Origin of the sequence: Kitasatospora sp. GAS204B (genome assembly GCF_029892155.1) — a bacterium.
Taxonomy (GTDB): Bacteria; Actinomycetota; Actinomycetes; order Streptomycetales; family Streptomycetaceae; genus Kitasatospora.
In genome coordinates this window covers 217,462-236,577 of the sequence record NZ_JARZAG010000003.1, presented here as the reverse complement: position 1 = coordinate 236,577, position 19,116 = coordinate 217,462, and the positions used below count along the sequence as shown (strand labels likewise).

At 68.3% G+C, this 19,116-nt stretch carries 23 protein-coding genes; 1 reads left to right on the top strand and 22 read right to left on the bottom strand.

The window, feature by feature from the left end; all coding sequences use genetic code 11:
* Positions 1-7: 7 nt before the first annotated feature.
* Together P3T41_RS06110 and P3T41_RS06105 are read right to left on the bottom strand one after the other, a co-directional pair.
* Positions 8-2,236 carry a hypothetical protein gene (locus tag P3T41_RS06110; protein ID WP_280688418.1) on the bottom strand — a complete coding sequence of 743 codons (2,229 nt, stop codon included), beginning with the start codon at positions 2,234-2,236 and terminating at the stop codon, positions 8-10.
* 3 nt (positions 2,237-2,239) lie between these two features.
* Complete coding sequence (locus tag P3T41_RS06105) at positions 2,240-2,746, bottom strand: hypothetical protein (RefSeq protein ID WP_280688416.1); 507 nt, start codon at positions 2,744-2,746, stop codon at positions 2,240-2,242.
* Between the two features lie 30 nt (positions 2,747-2,776).
* Here P3T41_RS06105 and P3T41_RS06100 point away from each other — a divergent pair, with 30 nt between their 5' ends.
* Positions 2,777-3,331: a hypothetical protein gene (locus P3T41_RS06100; RefSeq protein WP_280688414.1), complete on the top strand. Its 555-nt coding sequence runs from the start codon at positions 2,777-2,779 to the stop codon at positions 3,329-3,331.
* An 8-nt stretch (positions 3,332-3,339) separates the two neighbouring features.
* Here the strand turns inward: P3T41_RS06100 and P3T41_RS06095 are convergent, their stop codons facing one another.
* The 20 genes from P3T41_RS06095 to P3T41_RS06000 form a co-directional block, all read right to left on the bottom strand.
* Positions 3,340-6,150: a phage tail tape measure protein gene (locus P3T41_RS06095; protein WP_280688413.1), complete on the bottom strand. Its 2,811-nt coding sequence runs from the start codon at positions 6,148-6,150 to the stop codon at positions 3,340-3,342.
* A 133-nt stretch (positions 6,151-6,283) separates the two neighbouring features.
* Positions 6,284-6,703, bottom strand: a complete 420-nt coding sequence (locus P3T41_RS06090) for a hypothetical protein (RefSeq protein ID WP_280688412.1) — start codon at positions 6,701-6,703, stop codon at positions 6,284-6,286.
* Position 6,704: 1 nt separating this feature from the next.
* Positions 6,705-7,112 carry a hypothetical protein gene (locus P3T41_RS06085; RefSeq protein ID WP_280688411.1) on the bottom strand — a complete coding sequence of 136 codons (408 nt, stop codon included), beginning with the start codon at positions 7,110-7,112 and terminating at the stop codon, positions 6,705-6,707.
* 2 nt (positions 7,113-7,114) lie between these two features.
* Positions 7,115-7,540 carry a hypothetical protein gene (locus P3T41_RS06080; protein ID WP_280688409.1) on the bottom strand — a complete coding sequence of 142 codons (426 nt, stop codon included), beginning with the start codon at positions 7,538-7,540 and terminating at the stop codon, positions 7,115-7,117.
* A complete protein-coding gene (locus P3T41_RS06075; protein ID WP_280688407.1) occupies positions 7,540-8,487 on the bottom strand; it encodes a hypothetical protein in 948 nt (315 codons plus the stop codon). The genes P3T41_RS06080 and P3T41_RS06075 overlap by 1 nt, the downstream gene beginning before the upstream one ends.
* Positions 8,487-8,942 carry a hypothetical protein gene (locus tag P3T41_RS06070; RefSeq protein WP_280688405.1) on the bottom strand — a complete coding sequence of 152 codons (456 nt, stop codon included), beginning with the start codon at positions 8,940-8,942 and terminating at the stop codon, positions 8,487-8,489. Before P3T41_RS06070 ends, P3T41_RS06075 begins: the two co-directional genes overlap by 1 nt.
* Positions 8,942-9,334 (bottom strand): hypothetical protein, encoded by a 393-nt coding sequence (locus tag P3T41_RS06065; protein ID WP_280688404.1) that lies wholly within the window; start codon positions 9,332-9,334, stop codon positions 8,942-8,944. Before P3T41_RS06065 ends, P3T41_RS06070 begins: the two co-directional genes overlap by 1 nt.
* A gap of 1 nt (position 9,335) precedes the next feature.
* On the bottom strand, positions 9,336-10,391 hold the full coding sequence (locus P3T41_RS06060) for a hypothetical protein (protein ID WP_280688402.1): 1,056 nt from the start codon (positions 10,389-10,391) through the stop codon (positions 9,336-9,338).
* The gene (locus P3T41_RS06055; RefSeq protein ID WP_280688400.1) at positions 10,388-10,942 is read right to left on the bottom strand and encodes a hypothetical protein; all 555 of its coding nucleotides are present in this window, start codon (positions 10,940-10,942) and stop codon (positions 10,388-10,390) included. Before P3T41_RS06055 ends, P3T41_RS06060 begins: the two co-directional genes overlap by 4 nt.
* A 54-nt stretch (positions 10,943-10,996) precedes the next feature.
* A complete protein-coding gene (locus tag P3T41_RS06050; protein ID WP_280688398.1) occupies positions 10,997-11,254 on the bottom strand; it encodes a hypothetical protein in 258 nt (85 codons plus the stop codon).
* Between the two features lie 4 nt (positions 11,255-11,258).
* Positions 11,259-11,684, bottom strand: coding sequence for a hypothetical protein (locus P3T41_RS06045; protein WP_280688396.1), 426 nt, complete (start codon positions 11,682-11,684; stop codon positions 11,259-11,261).
* Positions 11,681-11,956: a hypothetical protein gene (locus P3T41_RS06040; protein WP_280688395.1), complete on the bottom strand. Its 276-nt coding sequence runs from the start codon at positions 11,954-11,956 to the stop codon at positions 11,681-11,683. The genes P3T41_RS06045 and P3T41_RS06040 overlap by 4 nt, the downstream gene beginning before the upstream one ends.
* A 118-nt stretch (positions 11,957-12,074) precedes the next feature.
* Positions 12,075-12,545: a hypothetical protein gene (locus tag P3T41_RS06035; protein WP_280688394.1), complete on the bottom strand. Its 471-nt coding sequence runs from the start codon at positions 12,543-12,545 to the stop codon at positions 12,075-12,077.
* Positions 12,546-12,548: 3 nt separating this feature from the next.
* Complete coding sequence (locus tag P3T41_RS06030; RefSeq protein ID WP_280688393.1) at positions 12,549-12,971, bottom strand: hypothetical protein; 423 nt, start codon at positions 12,969-12,971, stop codon at positions 12,549-12,551.
* Between the two features lie 52 nt (positions 12,972-13,023).
* Positions 13,024-14,424 carry a phage major capsid protein gene (locus tag P3T41_RS06025; protein ID WP_280688392.1) on the bottom strand — a complete coding sequence of 467 codons (1,401 nt, stop codon included), beginning with the start codon at positions 14,422-14,424 and terminating at the stop codon, positions 13,024-13,026.
* The gene (locus tag P3T41_RS06020) at positions 14,421-15,764 is read right to left on the bottom strand and encodes a head maturation protease, ClpP-related (protein WP_280688390.1); all 1,344 of its coding nucleotides are present in this window, start codon (positions 15,762-15,764) and stop codon (positions 14,421-14,423) included. The genes P3T41_RS06025 and P3T41_RS06020 overlap by 4 nt, the downstream gene beginning before the upstream one ends.
* The gene (locus P3T41_RS06015; RefSeq protein ID WP_280688388.1) at positions 15,761-16,006 is read right to left on the bottom strand and encodes a hypothetical protein; all 246 of its coding nucleotides are present in this window, start codon (positions 16,004-16,006) and stop codon (positions 15,761-15,763) included. The genes P3T41_RS06020 and P3T41_RS06015 overlap by 4 nt, the downstream gene beginning before the upstream one ends.
* A 23-nt stretch (positions 16,007-16,029) precedes the next feature.
* On the bottom strand, positions 16,030-17,412 hold the full coding sequence (locus tag P3T41_RS06010) for a phage portal protein (RefSeq protein ID WP_280688387.1): 1,383 nt from the start codon (positions 17,410-17,412) through the stop codon (positions 16,030-16,032).
* Positions 17,409-17,669, bottom strand: a complete 261-nt coding sequence (locus P3T41_RS06005; protein ID WP_280688385.1) for a hypothetical protein — start codon at positions 17,667-17,669, stop codon at positions 17,409-17,411. The genes P3T41_RS06010 and P3T41_RS06005 overlap by 4 nt, the downstream gene beginning before the upstream one ends.
* Positions 17,670-17,759: 90 nt before the next feature.
* A complete protein-coding gene (locus P3T41_RS06000) occupies positions 17,760-19,082 on the bottom strand; it encodes a phage terminase large subunit (protein WP_280688383.1) in 1,323 nt (440 codons plus the stop codon).
* Between the last annotated feature and the right edge of the window lie 34 nt (positions 19,083-19,116).

Genomic DNA, 19,116 nt, shown 5'->3' with positions numbered 1-19,116 from the left:
GTGCCTCCTACAGGGCGGTGATCATGGGCTGGTTGAGACGCACGTCAGCGCCGACCGGCAAGGGCTTGACGACGCCGTTGACGGACCGCGTGACGGTCAGCGTCTGCGGGCTGACGGCGCCACTGACGGCCGTCACGGTGATCTGCTCGCCCGCGATCCGGATGTCGAACGGCCAGTCCGCCGCGTTGGTCGTCCACACCGCGCCCATGGTCGTTGCGACGAGCAACGTGGCGTCCGTGGGCTGCGCGTCGGCCGCGAGCTGGCTGCCTCCGCTGTCGATCCGCGACAGGACCGAGTCCTCCAGCAGCGCCACGTGGTAGGGGCTTTCCGGAACGCAGTTGAACGTGATCCGGTGCTGGAACTGGTCGATCGTCTCCGAGGCGCCGATGACGAGCTGGCTGATCAGGTCCGGCGGCAGCCACGCCGGCGGGTTGCTGATCGTCAGCCGGTCGCCCGGACGCACCGCCAGCACCTGCTGCCGCAGTGCCGGATTCGACGTAAAGCTGGAGTGCGAGAGATTGACGCTGACCGTCGGGTACCGAGCCTCGTTGACGGCTCCCAGCAGAAGGCGCCAGCCGGCCTGATGGGGAAGGACACCGTCAGTGGCGACATTGATCGTGACCGCGTTCGGATACTGGCCGACACCGGCGGGCGGCGGCAGCACGGACATGGCCCCAGTCGTCTGCGTGGCTCGGGACGAAGAGCCGCCAGTCCGGCTGACGGTGATGTCGTTACGCGTGTACTGGTCGTCATCGATCGGGCCCGGGACTTCGGACAAGTTGAAGGCGGTGTAGGACAGCGGCAGCGCGGCAGTCTGGTTTTCCTGGCTCACCCGGGTGCGGTAGCCGAGCCCGAGGGCCGATGTGCTCTCGTACAGGACCCCGAGGTCAGCCGCCTGAGCGTCGTTGATGAGGTTCATCGCGGTGGCGATCAGTTGGGGGCCCATGGCGACGGTGTCGCTGGCCGTGCCGATCAGTTCGCTCGGCACGCTGATGGCGCCGCACAGCCGGGAGATGCGTGCGCTGGCGTTCTCACCCGTGTACGCGACGACCTGCTGCTGGAGATCGAATCCGTCCGTAGGCGAGGCGCTGGCCGTCTGTACACGCAGATGGCCGACGGCGGTCTGCGACACCCCGCTCCCGATAACCACGGACACCACGGCGCCGACGGTCTGCGACGATGCGATGCCGGCAATGCCGATGGACGTATCGGCCGCAACTGGCAGCACATTCACGGAACAGTCGATGTCCGGACCAGTCTGCACCAGTTCGACAGAGACCTGAGCCGGCACCGCGTTCACGGAGTAGCCCCCAACTCCCGTGTCGACGAACGTCGTCGTCCGTGTGCTGTCCAGCCCGCGCAGCCCGAGCTGGCCGCCGTTCGCCGCGGCGTAGTACACCTCCCACCGCTGGATGGTTCCGGACGCGATGATGATGCACAGGGTCTGACCGTCCGTGGCGCCGGTCGTGGGTATCGCCAGGAGGAAGCGCACCATCGTCGCGACCTGCGTGGTGTACGCCGGCACAGTGCCCGTGAAGTTCCCGGTGTTGCCGGGGATCGGCAGCGGCGCAGAGCACACGAACCCCGTGTAGGTGCTCAGTTGCGGGGTGCCGGTGATCACCATCGGGTTCACGCCGGGAATCGCGGAGGCGATCGACGTCGCATTCGCCGCGTCCTCGCACGGCCAGTAGGCCACCACCGGGTTCGTCGTCGGCCCGGTGAGCGCCGTGAACAGCGTCGACGCCAGAGGGGCCGCGCCCTGGCCCAGGCGGCGCAGGATTCCTGCGGCCTCCATCTCCACCCACACGTCCGCGCCGGTCGAGTCCCACTTCGTGGGCCACGTCGTGATCTCGCCCCAGAACCGGTACGCCTTCGAGTTGCCCGACGGCACAGACACCCTGACCTGGGTGTTCCGGCCGATCTTGCCGTAGTAGACGCTTAGGGGGTTGCGCGGGCTGAACTGGCCGTCCCGGTTGTTGACCTGGAACGTGCAGCTCCCAGGCACCACGGCGGAGGTCTCGTTCGGACGCCCCCGCGTGATCGCGACATTGACCGTGCCGTCCCGGGTCATGATGCGGCTCGTGATGTCAGTCCAGATCCCGTCGATCAGGATCTCGACCTGCAGTGGCGCGCCGTTGGGGCTGTCGCCGGTCGGCGCGGTCACCGGCGACAGCGGGCCCGGACGGTTCCGGGCACGGCGCTGCCACGCCATCACCTGTGCCGCGACGTTACCCATGGCTCACTCGTCCCAGCAGACCCAGCACAGCATGTTGACCGCGGCGCTGAACGTGACGCGCACCCTCAGGAACTTGCTGACCGCGATGATCGGCCGCTCGTCGGGCATCCACTGGTAGTCGTAGTTCACCGGGACGGCACCGGCGGTTGCCGGGATCATGTCGGTGTCGAGCGTCCGGATCGCGGTCGGCGTACCCTCCGCGCTGGCGGTGTAGCCCGTCGCCGATACCCCCAGGGTCATCAGGGAGGCCGGGGCGTTCGGGTCCAGCGGCTGGACCCCGGACGCTACGTGCGCGGTCACCGTGGCCGCCACGTCCGTCTGTATCAACTCGATGATGCCGCCCGTCGACCCGGGCACCGCGTCCAGCGTGTAGCCCCACGAGATCAGCTGGCACTGTCGCGTGGACGGCGTCGCTACCTGCAGCATCGTCTTGATGCTGGTGCCGGTGCCCACCTTGGCAATAGCCGTCGTGGTCGGCATCGCAGCATTAAAAGCCTTGTAGCGATGCACAGTTACAAGTCCTTTCGGTAGTATGGCTAGATGCGAACGACGCAATTGATTTCAGTCGGGGAAAGGTTCGGGCGCCTTGTCGTCACCGAGCTGACATCGGTACGGAAGCCGGGCCAGCCTTCCCGTCGCGCAGCCAACTGCGAATGCGACTGCGGAAACCTGACCATCGTTCTCTTGCAGAATTTGTACAGGGCCAAGGAACCGGCCCGGTCCTGCGGATGCACCAAGCTCCGAGGCAGCATGACCGAACGCTTCGCGGCAACCCGGGCGACGCCCGAACGGCTGCACCGCATAACCCACGGACTCGCCAACCACCCGAGTTACCACCGGTGGTTCAACATGATCGACCGCTGCGAGAACCCGAGCCATGCTGCATACCACAACTACGGAGGCCGCGGCATTACCGTCCACCCTGCCTGGCGTGATGTGGCCACGTTCCTTGCACACCTCGACAGCGAACTCGGCCCCTGCCCGACGGGATACTCCCTCGACCGCATCAACAACGACGGCAACTATGAGCCGGGGAACCTGCGATGGGCCACCGGATCGGAGCAAAGCCGCAACACACGTCGACGTCGTCACTAGCTCACCCCCTACGAGCCGAGCGCGGTCTGGACATTGCCGCCGCGGATCCGGATGTTCTTGCGCAGCCACGACATGAACTCGTCGCCCGCGTTGCCGCCGACCCACTCCAGCTGCACGGCCCCGCCACGACCGCCGCCAGCCGCCGCCGCAGCCATGCCGGCGCTCTGCCCGGCTGGGATCACCGTGGAGCCGTACGGCAGCCGCACCAACTCCGGGCCCTGCTCACCGACCCAGGTCATGCCGGAGCGCGGGCCTCCGCCAGCTGCGCCGATGATCCCGCCGTGCGCGTAGCTGCCCGGGCCGCCGTGCCCGTACTGCTGATCGTTGAACGTCACCATGTGCGTGGTGATCGTCACCGTTTTGCCAGTGAGAGCGTCAATCTGGGCCTGCGCGTCCGCCAACTGGGCCTGGAGATCGGAGATCTCGGCGGAGATCTGGACCTTCTTGCTGCTCGGGGCGGCCGCGAGCTGCTGCTGCGCTGTGGCGATCTTCTGCTGCAAGTCGCTGATGTCGCCCTTGAGCTCCGCCGTCTTATCGGGCGTCGACAGGATCTGGTCGGCCAGGTCCTTAGCCTGGTCTTTCGTCAGGCCCATCTGCTGCGCGAGCGCGATCAGCTTGTCGCGGCCCTGCCCGTAGATCTGGTTGACCGTGTCCATCGACTCGCCGTTGTTCAACGCCGCCTCGGCCGCAGCGTCGGTCTTGGCGGCCAAGTCCGAGAGCGCCTTCTCCTCGTTCCGTGCCGAGTCCGTCGTCAGGTCCAGCTGGTCGCCGCTGTACTTCAGGGCGTGGCCGTTGTCGGTCGCGGCCTTGCTGGCGTCGGCGATGGACTGCTCGAAGCCGGCCATGCTGTCCAGGGCGCTGCGGTTGGCATCGTTCAGGCTGATGATCGCGTCCTTGAGGCCCTGCGCGTCCAGAGTCTGCTGCTGCAGGAGCTGGTTGGTCTGCTCGGCCTGCGTGCCCAGGGCGCCCATGCTCTCCGCGGCCAGCTTCTGCTCGAGCGCGGCCGCGCCCAGCGCCTGGTTGTACTGGGTCAGTTCCTTGCTGAGCTCGTCGGGGTTCTTGCCCTGTTTGGCGAGGGCGTTCTGGAGGTCGGTGAGTGCCTGTGCGGCCTGGTCGGCGTGACCGCCCTGCACGAGGTTCGCTAGGCCCTGGTCGAGGGCGTTGATCTGGTCCTTGGCCTGCTTCATCGAGTTCGACTGGGCCATGCCGAAGCTGAAGATCTTGTTCATGGCGTCGTTGAAGGCATCCATGCCGCTGGCCTTGCCGGCTACCCGGTCGACCGCGTAGCCAAGCTGCTGCAAGTTGGCACCGAAGGTCTGGGCCAGCACGCCGGAGGTCTGCGCCTTCTCAGAGAAATTCCCGAGGGCCGTGGTCATCCCGTTGATGCTCGGCGGTGCCTTGGTGCTAACCTCCTGCAATTTCTGAACGGCGAGCACCACCAAGCCGATCGCGGACATCGCCAGCGTCAACTTCCCGGTCAACGAGAGGGCGCTGAACGCGGCGCCCAACTTCGTGATGCCACCGCCCGCGAGTTCTGACGCCGCCTGCGCCTCGGCCACCCGCGCCTTGTAGGCCACAAGCGCAGTCCCAGCGTCCTTGAAAGCGGTGGTCAGATTGGTCACGAGCCCGACGACCTTGTTGATCGCCGCGAATCCTGCAAGAACTCCAATGAGCGCGGAGACCGCCTCGCCCACCTGAAGGACAGCCTGCTTGTGATCCAACAGCGCCTGCACAAAGTTGCCGAGCACAGGAAGCATTTTCTCGCCGATGGAAATCATCAACGCGTCCACGCTACCCTGCAGCTCCTTCATCTGCTGGGAAAAAGTCTTCTGCGTGGCTGCCCAGGCATCGCCGAATCCGTTGGCCCCGGCAGCCAGCGCAGGATACTTGGACTCCAGGCGATCCATCTGGGAAAGCAGAACGTTCAGGCCGGCACCTGCTTTTCGGCCGAACGCATCGGTGATGACCTGACCCTGCTGATCGGCGGTGACACCGGCCTGCTGCAGATGAGCGGTCAAGTCCTCCAGGGCGAGTTTCAGGCCGCCCTGCTGCATATCCTTGGCAAGGGTGTCTTGCTTCAGGCCGAGCTTCTCCAGGGTGGCTCCGGCCGTTGACAGGGGATTTGCTAGAGCCATGACGGACATGCGCAATTGCGTTCCGGCATTTGCTCCGCGAATGTTATTATCGCCAAAAACTGCGAGCGCTGCGCCGACATCGGAAATGCTGAGGCCAAATCCCTTGACGGTGGCGACCATTCCGCTGCCGAATGCCTTGACCAGATCCTGCATTGACATATCGCCGACGCCAACAGTCGCATTCAGAACACCCATGGCCTGCGACATGTCCTGGACGCCGGGGATGCCTGAAGCGACGGCCGCAGTCAGGGCGTTGGTGACGTCAACCAGGTTGGCGTGTCCGACGGCCGCGCCCTCGGCCGCAGTCTTCGTGATGTCCAGGGCCTTCTCGCTAGTGATGCCGAGCGACTCGAAGTTCGACTCGACGTGGTAGAGCGACTCCGCGAGCGAGTCAGGGTTCTGGCCGATCTGGCCCGCGAGTTGAAGGACTCCGGCCTTCAGGCCAGCCATCTTGTCCTGGCTGACGCCGGCCTGAGTGTTGATCAGGCTCATCTTGGAGTCGAAATCTGCGGCCATCTTCACGGACTCGCCGACGAACCCGATCATCGCGGTGGCCGCGAGCGCCGCCGTCTTGTTGACCTTGTCCATCGTGGAGCTCATGCCCTCGCCGGACGCCTTGACCTCGGCGAAAGCGGGGCCCGTCAGGTTCTTCGCGGTCACCAGGATCTCGACGACGTTCGTCATGCAGGCCCCTCCTCTCCAGGTCCACCGAGTTCGACGATCTTCAACAGGCGGAGCATCTCGGCCGGCTCGGCCAGGACTTCAGACGGCAGCTTGTGCCAGCGGTCGCACAGCTGCAGGACGATCCGGGCGTGCCTCAGCTCGTGGGGCTCGGTGACGGTGCGTCCATCGGAATCGACGCCTCCAGGGACGGCTCGCCACCGCTGGAGGTCTCGGACAAAGGGGCTGCCACACCGTTCATCGCCTGCTGCCACGCGGCGATGATCGCCATGGCGACGTCGAGGTCCTGAGACAGCAGGCCGTCGAGCGTCGCCGGGATCGGCGTCCCGTCGTCCTCGTTCTCGGCGTTCCACTCCACCAGCGCGTCGGCGAGGAACTCGACCATCTCCCGGGTGGCGCCCTCGCTGCCCGTGCCGCCCGCGGCCCGCGCCAGACGGGCCGCCTCCAACTGCAGGAGCTGGCCGGTCGTCAGCGACCGGACAGTGGCCTCCAGCCCGTCGAACTCGGTGCCCTGGAACACCAGCTTGTAGGCCTTGCGCTTGACCCTGAATCCCATGTCAGCTCCAGGTCGGAACGACGCCGTTGGCGAGAACGCCGGGCGTGGACCAGGTCAGCTCGCCAGCCGCGGCACGGGTGATCGAGTAGTCGGTGAACAGCACGGTGGGCGCCAGCGTCTTGCCGTTGGTCACGATCGTGACGAGGCGCTGCACGCTGGTGGACGGCACGGTCTTGAAGACGTCGTGCTCCGCGTTCGCCGCCGGGTTGAAGACGCCGTTCAGGGTGATCGAGAAGTCCGCGAGGAGCAGGAGCCGCTCGATCGCGCTCTTGTCGATGCCGGTCACGTCCTGCACCGCGCGCGGCGTCGCGAACTGGAGGTTGGTGATGTCGTTCTTGATCGCCTGCTGGGTGTTGGTCGCGTCGTCGACCGACAGCGTTGTCCACCCGAGGCCAGTGCTCTTGGCCATGGTCAGCCCCTCTCGTGCTGGTCGGCGATCCGCTGCTGGTGCTCGCCGAAGTCCTCAGTCCAGTCCTGCGCGTTGGCGTGCCGGCGGGTACGGCCGGTGGGGTTGCCTCGCCAGTCGCCATCGCGCACCGCGTAGGTCTCCGGCCGCGTCCGGTGGTCGGCGAAGCAGCGCTGACGGGAGTCGAAGGTGAAGACGGTCAGGCCCTCGCCGCTCCGCTGCTCGCGGAACGTCCGGCCCGCCTGCTGCCGGATGTAGGCGGCCTGCCGCTGCCCGAGCTCAGTGGACTCGTCCACCGTCGACTGCCAGCCGTTCAGCCACGCCGCACAGCCGACCTCCTCGCACGCCGCCCGCACCGTGCGGTCGTGCGGCGCGGTGATGCTGTACGTCTGGTAGGCGCCGACCGCGAGCGCTGGCTGGATCCGGAACATCAGAACACCACCGCCACCTGGTTGCGCACGAGCGTCACGGCGAACGTGGCCGACGTGAACCCGCCGACCGTGGTGGTGGCGGCGCGCACGTAGCGGCGCAGCGTCGCCGTGCTGGCGGTGGCGATGCGCTGCACCCCCGGCGCCGACGTGGTCTGAGTGAACGTCAGGCCGGTGACCGGGGCGAACGTGACGCCGTCAGCCGAGTCCTGGATCTGCACGGTCATGTCGGTGCCGGTGAACGCGGTCACCTGCAAGTAGGCCTGGGCGCCGTACGTGGTCTGCGCCGCCCATGTCCAGGTCGGGGCGACCGTGTACGTCAGGGTGATCGACTGCCCGGCCGGCAGAGTGTACGTGCCGGCGCCGGCGCCGACGGTCACCCCGTTGATGACGACGGCCGTCATCGTGCCGCCGCTGATGACGACCTGGACCGGTAGCGGCGACGTGTTCGCCTGCGGGGTCCCGGACGCCGGTACAGCGGGTGTCGCCAGCCCGTTGGCCTGGTCGACGCTGGTGCCGTTGGTGGCCGCGGTGTCGGTGCGCAGCCCGGGGGTGAGCTGGATGCCCCACTCCAGGCCGAAGCCGTCGCCGGAGAGGGAGCACGCGACGGTGAGCGCCCCGTCGGCGCCGCGGGTGGGGTCGTAGTTCAGCTGCCGGGCGACGATCTCGGCAGCCGGGTTGCCCAGCACGGTGCCGCGCCGGTAGCTCGCCTGCACGTCGCTGGTCGGGAGCGCGGACAGCACCGGGTGGGCGCCGGTCGGGTTGAAGTACGCCGTGAAGTCCACGGCGCCGTCGCGCTTTCCGCCGAGGCGCTCCATGCCTGACTCGTTGATGGCGGTCACGTCGATGGTGGCCAGCGTCCCGCTGATCTTCGAGAGGCTGTTGATGTCGCCGGACAGGTCGTATCCGCCGACGTAGAAGTTGTCGCCGAGACCGCTGGTCTTCGCCATCAGGACTGCCCCCAGAGATCGTTGACGATGGCCGGCAGCACGATCGTGAACACGCGGTACGTCTTGCCGCCCTGATTCAGGTAGCCGGCCTGCGCGCTCAGCGGCGTGCCGGTCTGGCCGAGCAGGTCGATGTTCCGCACGTTGCCGCCGAGTTCGAAGTCACCGCTGTACGCGGTCAGCAGGGTGTCGACCGCGGCGATCAGGTTCGGGTCGATCGCGTCCTCGGGCTGCTGAACGAACGAGCTGTACAGCCGGGCGTTGAACTCCAGGCGCCCCGTGGTGATCGCCAGCCCGGATGCCGCCTGGACGGGGCCGATGGCCTGCGACCAGAACGCGCACACGAGGCCGTTCCCGGGCGGGTTCTTCGGTTCGTGGCCGCTGACCTGGTCGAACAGGCCGGTGCTCAGCGCGTGGGACTGCAGAGCGTCGAGGATGCCCGTGATGTTGATCGCCATCAAAGCCTCCCGACGGTGCGGTCAACCCAGGCCTGCACGATCGCCGTTGCCTTCTGTGACATGCGGCCCTGGACACGGCGGAACGTGGCGTAGCCCTTGAACCGGGTGGTCGCGTTGCGGGAGCCGATGCCCTCCAGCCACGGCCCGTAGATCACGTTCGAGTCGTTGATCGACCACTGCTCGGCGCTGACCGGCTCCGCCACGATCCGCGACTCGTAGTAACCCGTCGGATGCTGCAGCACGTTGATCAGCTCCATGCTGACCTCGTGCTTGGTGTAGGAGGCGAGCTCAGCGACCGCGCCCTCCATCATCAGACCAATCAGCGGCTCGGCCATCCCCTCGACGGTCGGGCCCAGCTTGGTCACGGTGACGTAGACGTTGTTGGTGGCCATCTCAGATCACCCGCTTCCGGGTCTTGCGGCCGAACGTCGTCTCGGCCTCGTCCCACAGGTCCGCCAGTGCGGTGCCCAGGTGCTGGATCGCGGCCGCGCCGTCGCCCTGCGGGTCCCGGTAACCGCCGGTCTCCTGGAGGACCCGGTTGGTGGCCTCGGCGATCGCGAGGTCCCGGATCAGCGACGGCACGCGGTGGATGCTGGCCGGCGCCGCGCTGGCGTGGGTGGCTGCGGTGGTGCCGAGCTGCCCGCGGGCCACGGTCAGGGTCCGGAACGCGTAGATGTGCGCCCCGGTGCTGTGGGTGGCCAGCACGGTGCCGTCCCAAGCCCGCTTGACCGTCACCGTGTTGCCGGTGATGTCGACGATCAGCATCCGCTCGGAGTCGAGCTGGATGACCTCGTCGATGTGGAGCTGGGTGCCGTCAGTGACGCTGATCGCCACGTCGGCCGCCGAAGCCGCCGTCCCGCCGGTCAGGTTGGTCTGCCCGGTGTCGAGAGTGGACCGGTTCGACACCAGCATCCGCTCGGAGTCGACGATCAGCAGGTCTCCGACGCCAACGAGGCTGCCGTCGGAGACGATCACGATCGGTGATGTCGTCGAGGAGATCGCAGACGCGAACTGCCCGGCCGGGTCGGTGGCGGTCCAGTACCCGAAGGTGCCGGTGATGGCCACGTCGCGCTGCGGCGTTGAACTGACACCGAAGCTGTACGGCTGGTCCCGGCGCAGCTCCAGGTAGGTGTACGGCGGACCGGAGTTGACCGGCTCGAAGTTGCACGCTGACAGCGGGATCGTGACGCCGCCAGTGGTTACCGACGTGGGGATAGCCGCCAGCTCCCACTGGTCGAACCACAGGCGCCACGGGTACGCGTACTGGAAGTTCGGCCAGTCGAAATACCGAGTGGTGTCCTGCGGGTAGAAGACGCGGTGAAGGAACCCCTCGATGTTGCGGGCCGCGGACTGGATGGCCCGGTCGATCTGCCAGTTGTTGCGCGCCGTCTCGTGGATGTCGATCGCGCGCTTCACGTCCTCGCGCGTGCAGTAGCAAGGCGTCGTCACGGCCATGTGATCGCCCACGCTTCGTCAGCAGCGGCCAGCAGGCCGCAGGAGACCGGCCGCCACTCGCCCCACGTCCACACGCCGTGCCCGTCCACGGTGAGGGCGTGCCGCTCGGCCAGGTCGACCCCGAGGATCACCCCAGTGTCGGCGCGCAGGGCCGGCCGGGCGTCCAGCGGCCGCACGCCTGCCAGCCCGTACTCGGCGGCTGCCTCGATCGTCTCCCACAGGCCGGCTCCGGCGTCCGCGTCGTCCGCAGTGAGCCAGTACAGGTCGAGGACATCCTGATCGGTCACCACGTGGCCGGTCAGGCGCAGGGACGCGGCAAGGGCCTCGGCCGCGCAGCAGGCGACGTCGAGGTTCGGCGACCACTTCGCGGGCGTCGGGTGGCCCGCATGCCGCGCTACAGCATGCACATGGGAGGCGTGGGCGCCCGCCGACTGCCACTTCTTCGCGGCAGCCAACTGCGCCTTCGACGACGGGCGGTGCTTGCGGGTGCCAACGTGCTTGGCGCTGCCCGCGTGCTTCGCGGTGTGGCCGCTCGTGGCCTTCATACCGTTCCTCCTCCGCCCGTGGTAGTTGTCGATGCTCTGCGCCGTGGTGCTGTCCTACGGGAGTCCGCCGTAGCTTCCGGGGCCCTCCGCTACGCCGTCGAACAGGCCGGCGGGCGGCTCGGGCCGGATCCAGTCGCGCGGGTAGGACCAGCCGTCGAACCGGCAGTGCCAGGTGCCGGGTTCGCTCGGCGGCCCGGGCTCCAGGGGTTCGCCGTCGTTGGGGCATGCCGTCGGCGGCCCGACGACGTTGGGGTCCCGCTCGAACTCGGCCCGGGCCTGGCGGCGGATGTCGAGGAGCTGGTACCAGGACATGCGCTCACCGCCCGTACAGCGAGAACGAGACGCCGCTGAACGCGGGCGTCGTGCCGGTCAGCACCCAGCGAATCCGGCCCACGTCGGTGAGCTGGTAGCCCGTCGCCGAGATGTTGCCGAAGGTGACACCGCTGGTGCTCAGCAGGGCGCCCCCGATCGACGTAGCGCCCGAGACCTGGCACCAGTTCCCGAAGTAGTCCCTCACGTCGAAGAAGATCGCCAGCGTGGGGTTGGTGCCGGTCGGGGCGTTCGCGGCGTTGACGACCAGCAGCCCGTTGCTGATGCGGGACAGGTCGATCGTGCCGGCCGCCGACGCGGTCAGGGCGTTGACCGTGCCCGCGGTGACGGTGTCGCTGCCCGTGCCGCTGAGGGTGAGCCCAGAGGCGCGGAACAGCTCGTTGGATCCGCCGCCGGACCGGACGTACGTCATGACTTGCTGCTGCCCTGTACCTGCGGGACCTCGACGTCAGCGGCCGGCATGACAGCAGGGTCGGTGCCGCTGGTCTCGGTTGCCGCCACCTCGGCCACAGGCCCGGGCTCGGCTGCCACCGGGGGCGCCTCCTCAGCCACGGGAGCCGCCAGCGCGGGGGTCGGGGCTGGCTCCTCGACGGCCTCGGGCTGCGCCGGAGGCTCGACATAGCCGGGCTCGCCGGGCTGCGCCGCCGCGTTGGACGGCCCGTCGGCGACGGTGATGCGCGGCATCGCTTCCTCCTCGTTCGGTCGGTTGGCGAACAGGGGCGCGCCCTCGCCGCACTGCGGGCAGCGGAGCAGGCCCACCGCGAATCGGCAGGTACAGCGCGGGCACACCTCGATCGACATGTCAGGCCGCCACAACCTGCGCGGCGTTGTCCCACGGGATGTAGGCCAGGTCCCACTTGACGCTGCCGGTGTTCGTCGCCGACGTCGTGACCGTCAGGTTGCCGACCGGGATCAGCCACGCCGACGTCATCACGTCCTGGACGCCGCCGCCGGTGCTGAGGTCTGTCGTCAGGGCCGATGCCGCGGACGAGGGGAGGCTGAAGTGGACGCCGACCGGGGCGTTGATGATCGACCCTGCCGTGCACAGGTCCACCGCCGAGCCGACGGTGGGCGCCGTGGAGACCTTGAGGGTGCAGGCCTGGTTCTGGATCGCCGTGGTCACCTCACCGATCAGGGCGACCAGCAGGATCCGGCCGCCGCTGACGGTGAAGATGTTGCCCGCCGTGCTGGCGGGCAGCGTGTTGGTGGCGCGGCTGACCTGGATGCCCAGCGCGAGCGTCCGCACGTCCTGGTTCTTGATGAGCGTCGCCACGGCTCAAGCCCCCAGGATCTCGAGGTTGGCCGGCTTCCGCTGCACGGTGAGGTCGTGCAGGATCGCCGTGACCAGGCCTGAGCCGCCCACGGACACCTTCAGGTAGTCGTTCGGGTCCGCGATCGTCGAGGTGAGGACCTCGAACGCCGTGGTGTACGCCGACGCCTGCACGACCGCGTTCGACGCGGCCTGCGTCTGCCGGGTCCATGCGTGCGTGCCGTTGGTGTCGGCCCGCTGGTAGTAGTGCGTGATCACGTTGCCGGGGCTCGTGTACGAGCCGCCGTAGGTGCCCGACGCGGTCAGCGTGAACGTGTCCGCGGCGGTGCACACGAACAGGACCGCAGACGCGCCGCGGAACTTGAACGCCTGCCCGGCCGCGATCGGGATCACGTCGAGCAGCCGTCCGAGGCCTTCCATGCCTGCCATTGCTGTGCCTCTCTGATGACTTGGGTGTTAGCGGGGCGTCACTGCCGCTGGCTCAGCGGGAAGCGAGTTGGACGACCGGCGACAGCGTGTTGCTGGAGCCGTTCTTCGGGGTGATCGCGGACTGCAGCCACGGCCGGCCGTCGACGCGCTCGATCACGCGGTATGCGGTCTTGTCGTTCGCGAACTTGTAGTGCTCGGAGGCGCTGGACTGCATCTCCATGCGGTCGCCGATGAGGTAGTACGACAGGTCCACGAAGCTGATGTCGCCGGTCGTACCGAGCGGGCCCACCTTCTCGGTGAAGAAGAGGGGGCGACCGAGGATGCTGATCGGCGGGGTGTCCATGCCGCCCTGGCCGCCGGCCATGTTGCCGATCCACACCGGGCCACCGCCGGTGCCCACGCTCAGCGCCATCGTCGCGAGCTGCGGGAACGTGTCGATGCTCGCGATCCACACTGCCCGGCCCAGCGAGGTGGGGAGCATGCGGGAGTACATCTTGACGAGGTTCTCCCACACGATCGTGCCGGTCGGCTGGCCGGGCTCGGCGGCGACCTGCACGGATACCGGGGAGTTGATGAAGCCCTGCGGCTCGCCGACGCCGGTTCCGGTGAGGAACGCCACGTCCTCGAACCAGCTGATGGCCTTCGGGAAGGTGCCGGAGAAGAAACCCTCGAAGGCCGGCGCGTCCATGAGCAGCTCGTTGGGGACCTCGGCGTACGCGGTCAGCTTCTTGGCATCCAGGACGACCCGGCCGAACGAGGCCTGCGACTCGGTGAGGCCCGCGGCCTCCTCGGTCCAGTAGCCGACCACGCCACCGAGGATGCTGGACGCGTGCGAGGTGTCGTCAATCATCGGGATCGGCACGCGCAGGCTGCTCATCGGGATCACCGTCGCGCGCGGCCGCACGACTGCGGTCTCCAGCGCGACCTGGAGGATCTCGCTGCGGAGCTCCTCGGGGATCAGGAACCCGCCGTCCCCGGGAACCTCGGAGCCGTACGAGTTCTGGATCTGCTGCAGCCGCTCCAGCTTCGGGCGCAACTGGTCGTAGTCCCGCATCCGGTCGGCGCGATGCCAGGTCGCCCGGAAGAACTCGGAGGCGTCCTCGAAGATGCCGTCCGCGTTCGCCCCAGGCGCGCGACGGTTGTAGAGCGACTTGCGGGCGCCGGACGGCAAGCCCTTGATCTCCGGGCGCAGGTTGTCCGCCCGCTTCCCGGCCAGGTCCACCGGCGGCCGGGCGTCGCTGCCGTTGTTCTTGAGGTACTCGGCGAGGACGAGCTGCATCTGCTCGCGAGCCTGCGCGTTGATCTCGCCCTTGTTGGCCTTGTCGACGGCGGAGGCGTAGCCCTCGATGAACTCGCCGAGCTTCTCCTTGCTGGCCCACAGTTCCTTGAGCTTGTCGCCGTCGTTCAGGACCTCGGCGAGCCCCGTCGGGGAGTCCGGGATGGTGATCGTCACTGCGTCGCCTCCTTGGCGGAGTTGAGCCACGCCGGGCGGGGCGCGGTGGTGTTGTGGAGCCAGCCGGGCATCCCGGCATGGTTGTTGGTGCTGTCGTCGTCGCTCTTGGCGTCGTCGAGGTGAGCCTGGAGATGCGCGCGCACCCCGTCGCGGTCGAGGTCGGGGATGTCCGCGTTCGACAGACGCGCGAGGCCGTTGCGGCACGCGGCGAGGTTCGCCGGCCCGCCCTTGGTCTTGTGGTGCGGGAACTTGTAGTTGGCTTTCTGGTCGTCCGCGTCGTCGTCGCTGGACTTGTGCGGCGCGGCGGCGGCCTCGGCCGACTGCCAGGCGTGGCAGTACTCCAACACCTGGTCGTCGTTCGGCATCGCGGCGACTGCCGCCGGGCCGTCCCACGGCTCGTCAACGGTCGCGGTGTGGTGGACGGGCATCGCCCGGTTGGTCACCGGCATTGACTCGACGCCGAGCACCGGCCCGCCGTGGTTTGCGGCTTCTGACACGTCGTCGCGGCCGACGAGCTTGGCGCCGCACTGATCGCAGAACCGGGCGTCCGGCGCGTTGTACTTGTCGCAGGTCGGGCATTGGACGTTCTCGTCATTGCCCTGCCGGTATGGGGCCGGCTCGAACGGGGTGCTGCCGCCGTCGGCCGCGGCCGGCCGCGCGGCATTGCGCAGGCGCTCCGGCACCCGGGCGTACGCGGTCAGGTCCCAGCCGGCCGCGGCGGCCAGGGCGCCCTCGGCCGGTCGCTCCGCGATCCGGTGCGCGAGGCCGGCGGCCACGGCCTCGTCGGCCGTGTACCAGGTCTCGGCCTGCATCGCGGAGCGCCAGCCGTCCGCTCGGCCGGAGTGGGCCGCGTAGATCGAGGCGATGTTCGCCGAGACCTTGTCGAGCAGATCGGCGGTCTCGCGCATGTCGTCCGCGTTGCCGAGGCAGACCCCGGACGCCTCGTGGATCATCATCATGGCGCCGGGACTGATCAGCCGCTGCGTGCCAGCCATGGCGATGAAGCTGGCGGCGGACGCGGCGAGGCCGTCCACGATCGTGGTTACCTTCCCGGGCCGCTGCGCCAACGAGTTGTAGATCGCCAGGCCGTCGAAGACGTCGCCGCCCGGCGAGTTGATGTGGACCTCGATGTCGCCGTTGATCTGCGCGAGTTCGTTGACGAAGTCGACCGCGGTTACGCCGCTGTCGAACCAGCCGCCGCCGCCGATCTGGTCGTAGATGTCCACGCGCGTCGGACCGGCATCGTTGCGGACTACCCGGTACCAGCCAGCCTTGGGCTGCTGCACGAGGTTGGTGAGGCGGCGCGCGGAGCGCTGCATCGCGGTAATCCGGTCGTTCATGACGGCACACCCGCCAGCTCCGGCACGCCGGTCGCGCGGATCACGGTCAGGCCGCTCATCCGGTCGGCCGCCGCCTGCAGTGTGTTGGCCCACGTCTGCAGGTCGTCGCGCTCCAGGAACACAGTCAGCGTCGTCGAGGCGGTCCGAACCGTGAGGGTCGCGAGCTTCCCGCCCGCGGTCATCGCCTCGGACATGGACAGCTGCGCCGGGCCGCCGGCGAGCAGCTGATTGCCGGGGTCCATGGGCGGAGGGGACTGTGGGGCCGTCATCGGGCACCAGCCGAGTTCCACGCCAACTGCCGTGCCATCATCGCCTCCAGTGCGCTGCCGTCGTCTGCCTGGCCGTCGTCGCTCTGCCCCGGTGCGGGCGCGGCCGGCAGCGCGGGGACCCATGCCGGCGGGAGCGCCGGGGCCTGCGTCGCGGTCTCCGCTACGCCCATGTCGGGCAGGCCGACCGTCTCCAGCACGTCGTGGGGGTCGTATCCGGCCGACACCAGCTGGTAGGCCGCCGCAGCCTTGGCCTTCAGCTCCTGGGCGTCGTTCTCGCGGTTGCGGGTGACCGGGTCATCGTGGTCCAGCTCGACGCCCTCACCCGTCGAGCCGAACAGTGGCAGGTAGCTGCAGTTGAGGGTGTCCCGCCACCGGTCGAGCCGGTCCGTGATCTGGAACGCCTCGAACAGCTCCTGTGCCGTCTGCGCGTTCGCCCTGTTCACGTCGTCGCTGGTGCCCAGGATCGCTTTGTGCATGGCGAACGCCTCGCGGATCACGTCGCGGCTGACGTTGCGCAGGTTCGCGAAGTCCATGTCCTTCATCGACAACGCGTTCGGCACCCAGACGGCGCCGTTCTCCAGCACGGCGACGCGGTGCGACGCGCCGACGCCGCGGTGGTTCTCGCGCCAGCGGGCGGTGAACTCGTTCCACTCGTCGTCGCTGAGCCGCTTGTCCATCTGGACCACGCCGCCGGGAACAGCGGAGTTGAGGAAGAAGTTGCGGTTCCACTGCGCGCTGTACTTCGCGGCGTCGATGTCGATGAGGATCGACTGGATCGGCCCGAGCCCGTGGTAGGGGTCGAACGGGTTCGGGTACCGGATCTGGATGACCTCGTCGGGCTGCAGCGGCACCGCCTCGCCGTTCGGGCCCCGGTACACGTAGCCGGCCAGGTACCGCTCGCGGGACGGGACGGGCTCCATCCGGTCCGGCCGCACCGGCCACAGCCCGGTCGGGAATGTCGCCCGGCCGTCGCGCTGGACGACGATGTAGCCCTCGCCGGTCAAGTCGAGGTAGGTCTGGCAGAGTTCACGCAGCTGAAAGCCGCTCATGAAGTCGTTCGGCCGGTTCCACAGCGCGATCGCCTGGTGCCTGATGACCTCGACGCGCTGGTCGCTGCCCTTGTCGGCGGTGGTGTACCGGCGCCGCCCATCGATCGGCTGCTGCCTGTAGAGGTGCCACTGCTGCTTCGCGGTCTGCCTGGCCAGCGTGCTGACGATGCTGAACACGGTGCCCGAGCTGCCGTAGGCCCGCATGTAGCCGGCCGGATCGGCGCCACCCTGCATCGAGGACAGGGACAGGTGGCCGGCGGCGGCATAGGAGACCGGAGCGGCTGGCTGGCCGGCACCCTTGGCGAGGATCTTGCCGATCAGGCTGCTCACGAGTGCTCACCGCGGCTGGAGCCTTCGAGCTTCCAGTCGAGCAGCAGCACAGATGCGCCGGTGACGAACCATCCGGCGATGGTGTTGGCGGTGAACGCGCCTACGTCGAAGCAGCCGAGACCGGCGATCGTGAGGAAGCTGCCAGATAGGCGCTGAGTGGCGGTCTTGGCGTGGGTAGCGGTGCCGCGGGCGGCCGCAGCGAGCGCCCCCGGGATCCGGGGGCGTCGCGCGGGGGCCCACCCAGTCACTGCCGCCATGCTGAAAATAGTACGCAGAATCACCGTGGTGACAACAAATCCTCCTGTTTCATCGGGTCAGAACAGAAGAATCTCCTGTGAAGGTGCTGCTTACGTCAGCCACCGCATGCTCGGCCGGCCGCCCAGATCCCGCTCGGCGACCATGTACCGCATCGTGTCCATGCCGTGATCGTCCGCCTTCACCGGTGCTTCCTTGGGCTGCTTGCCCGGCTGCGCATCCCAGATGTACCCGGTGATCTCCTCGACGGTGCACGTCGGCCTCTTCGCCTCGACCAGGGCGGCATCCCGCTCGACGAGGGCGTCCTGACAGATGAACAGCCGCGGCCTGCCGTCACCGGCCGGCCGCAGCCGCGCCTGTGTGGCCTGGATGCCGTCCTTGACGGTCTTCGAGGCCGCGCTGGTGGACATCCCGAGGTGACGTTCGAGGGTGGCGCGGTCCTCCGCGTCGTGGTCGCAGATGACCGCGCGTGGCTTCGGCTCGATCCACTTCCCTCCGGGGGCCACGATGCTGAGGATGTGCCGGGCATGGTCCTCGACCAGGGTCTTCGTCTTGTAGATCTCCCTGTAGAGGTACAAGCGGCCGTCGCCGTCTTCGGCCCACCACTGCGCACAGAACGGGTTGGTGAACCCGAAGTCGATGACCAGCCACCTAGTCCAGCCGGGTTGGATTACGGACTTGTCGACCAGGTGGGTGGTCGGGTCCCACTCCTCGTAGATCAGGCCTTCGGCGGCTGCCCACTTCCCCTCGCGCAGGCGTAGCCGGCGCACACCGGTGAGGGCGTCCAGCTTGGCCATATAGGCGACGCCGTCCGAGGTCAGGGTGCCGTCGGCGTTGACGAACCGCGGGTTGTCGCGGTGCACGCTGGTGAGCATCCGAAGCTTGCCCTCGTCGGCGCGGAGCTTCAGCCAGTGGGTGGGGTGGCCCGGGTTGGCGGCGGCCATCTGCTGCTGCCAGGACAGGCCGCCGTTGCGGAGGCGGGTGCCGATCGCTTCCCAGTCGTCGACGGTGAGTTCGGTTGCCTCGTCGGCGAATACCAGGTCGTACTCGGATGACATGATCTTCTCGGGCTTGTCCATGCCGCCGACGTTGATCACGGCGCCGTTCTCGTAGTAGTAGCCGGCGGCTTCCTGCTGGGATCCGCCGTACCAGCGAACCACCCCGGCGGCGACTGCCTCGGCAACGACCTTCTTCTTGAAGGTGACCAGGGTGGTTGAGGTGAGCGACACGGCGGTCTTGCGTACGATCAGGCCTCTGAACTGCGGGTTCTGAATGGCGATCAGGTGCATGCGGTACAGGCAGGCAAGGCTCTTGCCGGTGCCAGCGGCGCCGACGATGCACAGCTCGGGATCGCGGGCGCGGAAGAGCTCAGCCGCTGCGCCGCGCGGCTCGTAGCGGACGACAGTGTTGGTCATGGCGCGCCGCGCGGGTGGTAGCGGCGCACCAGGG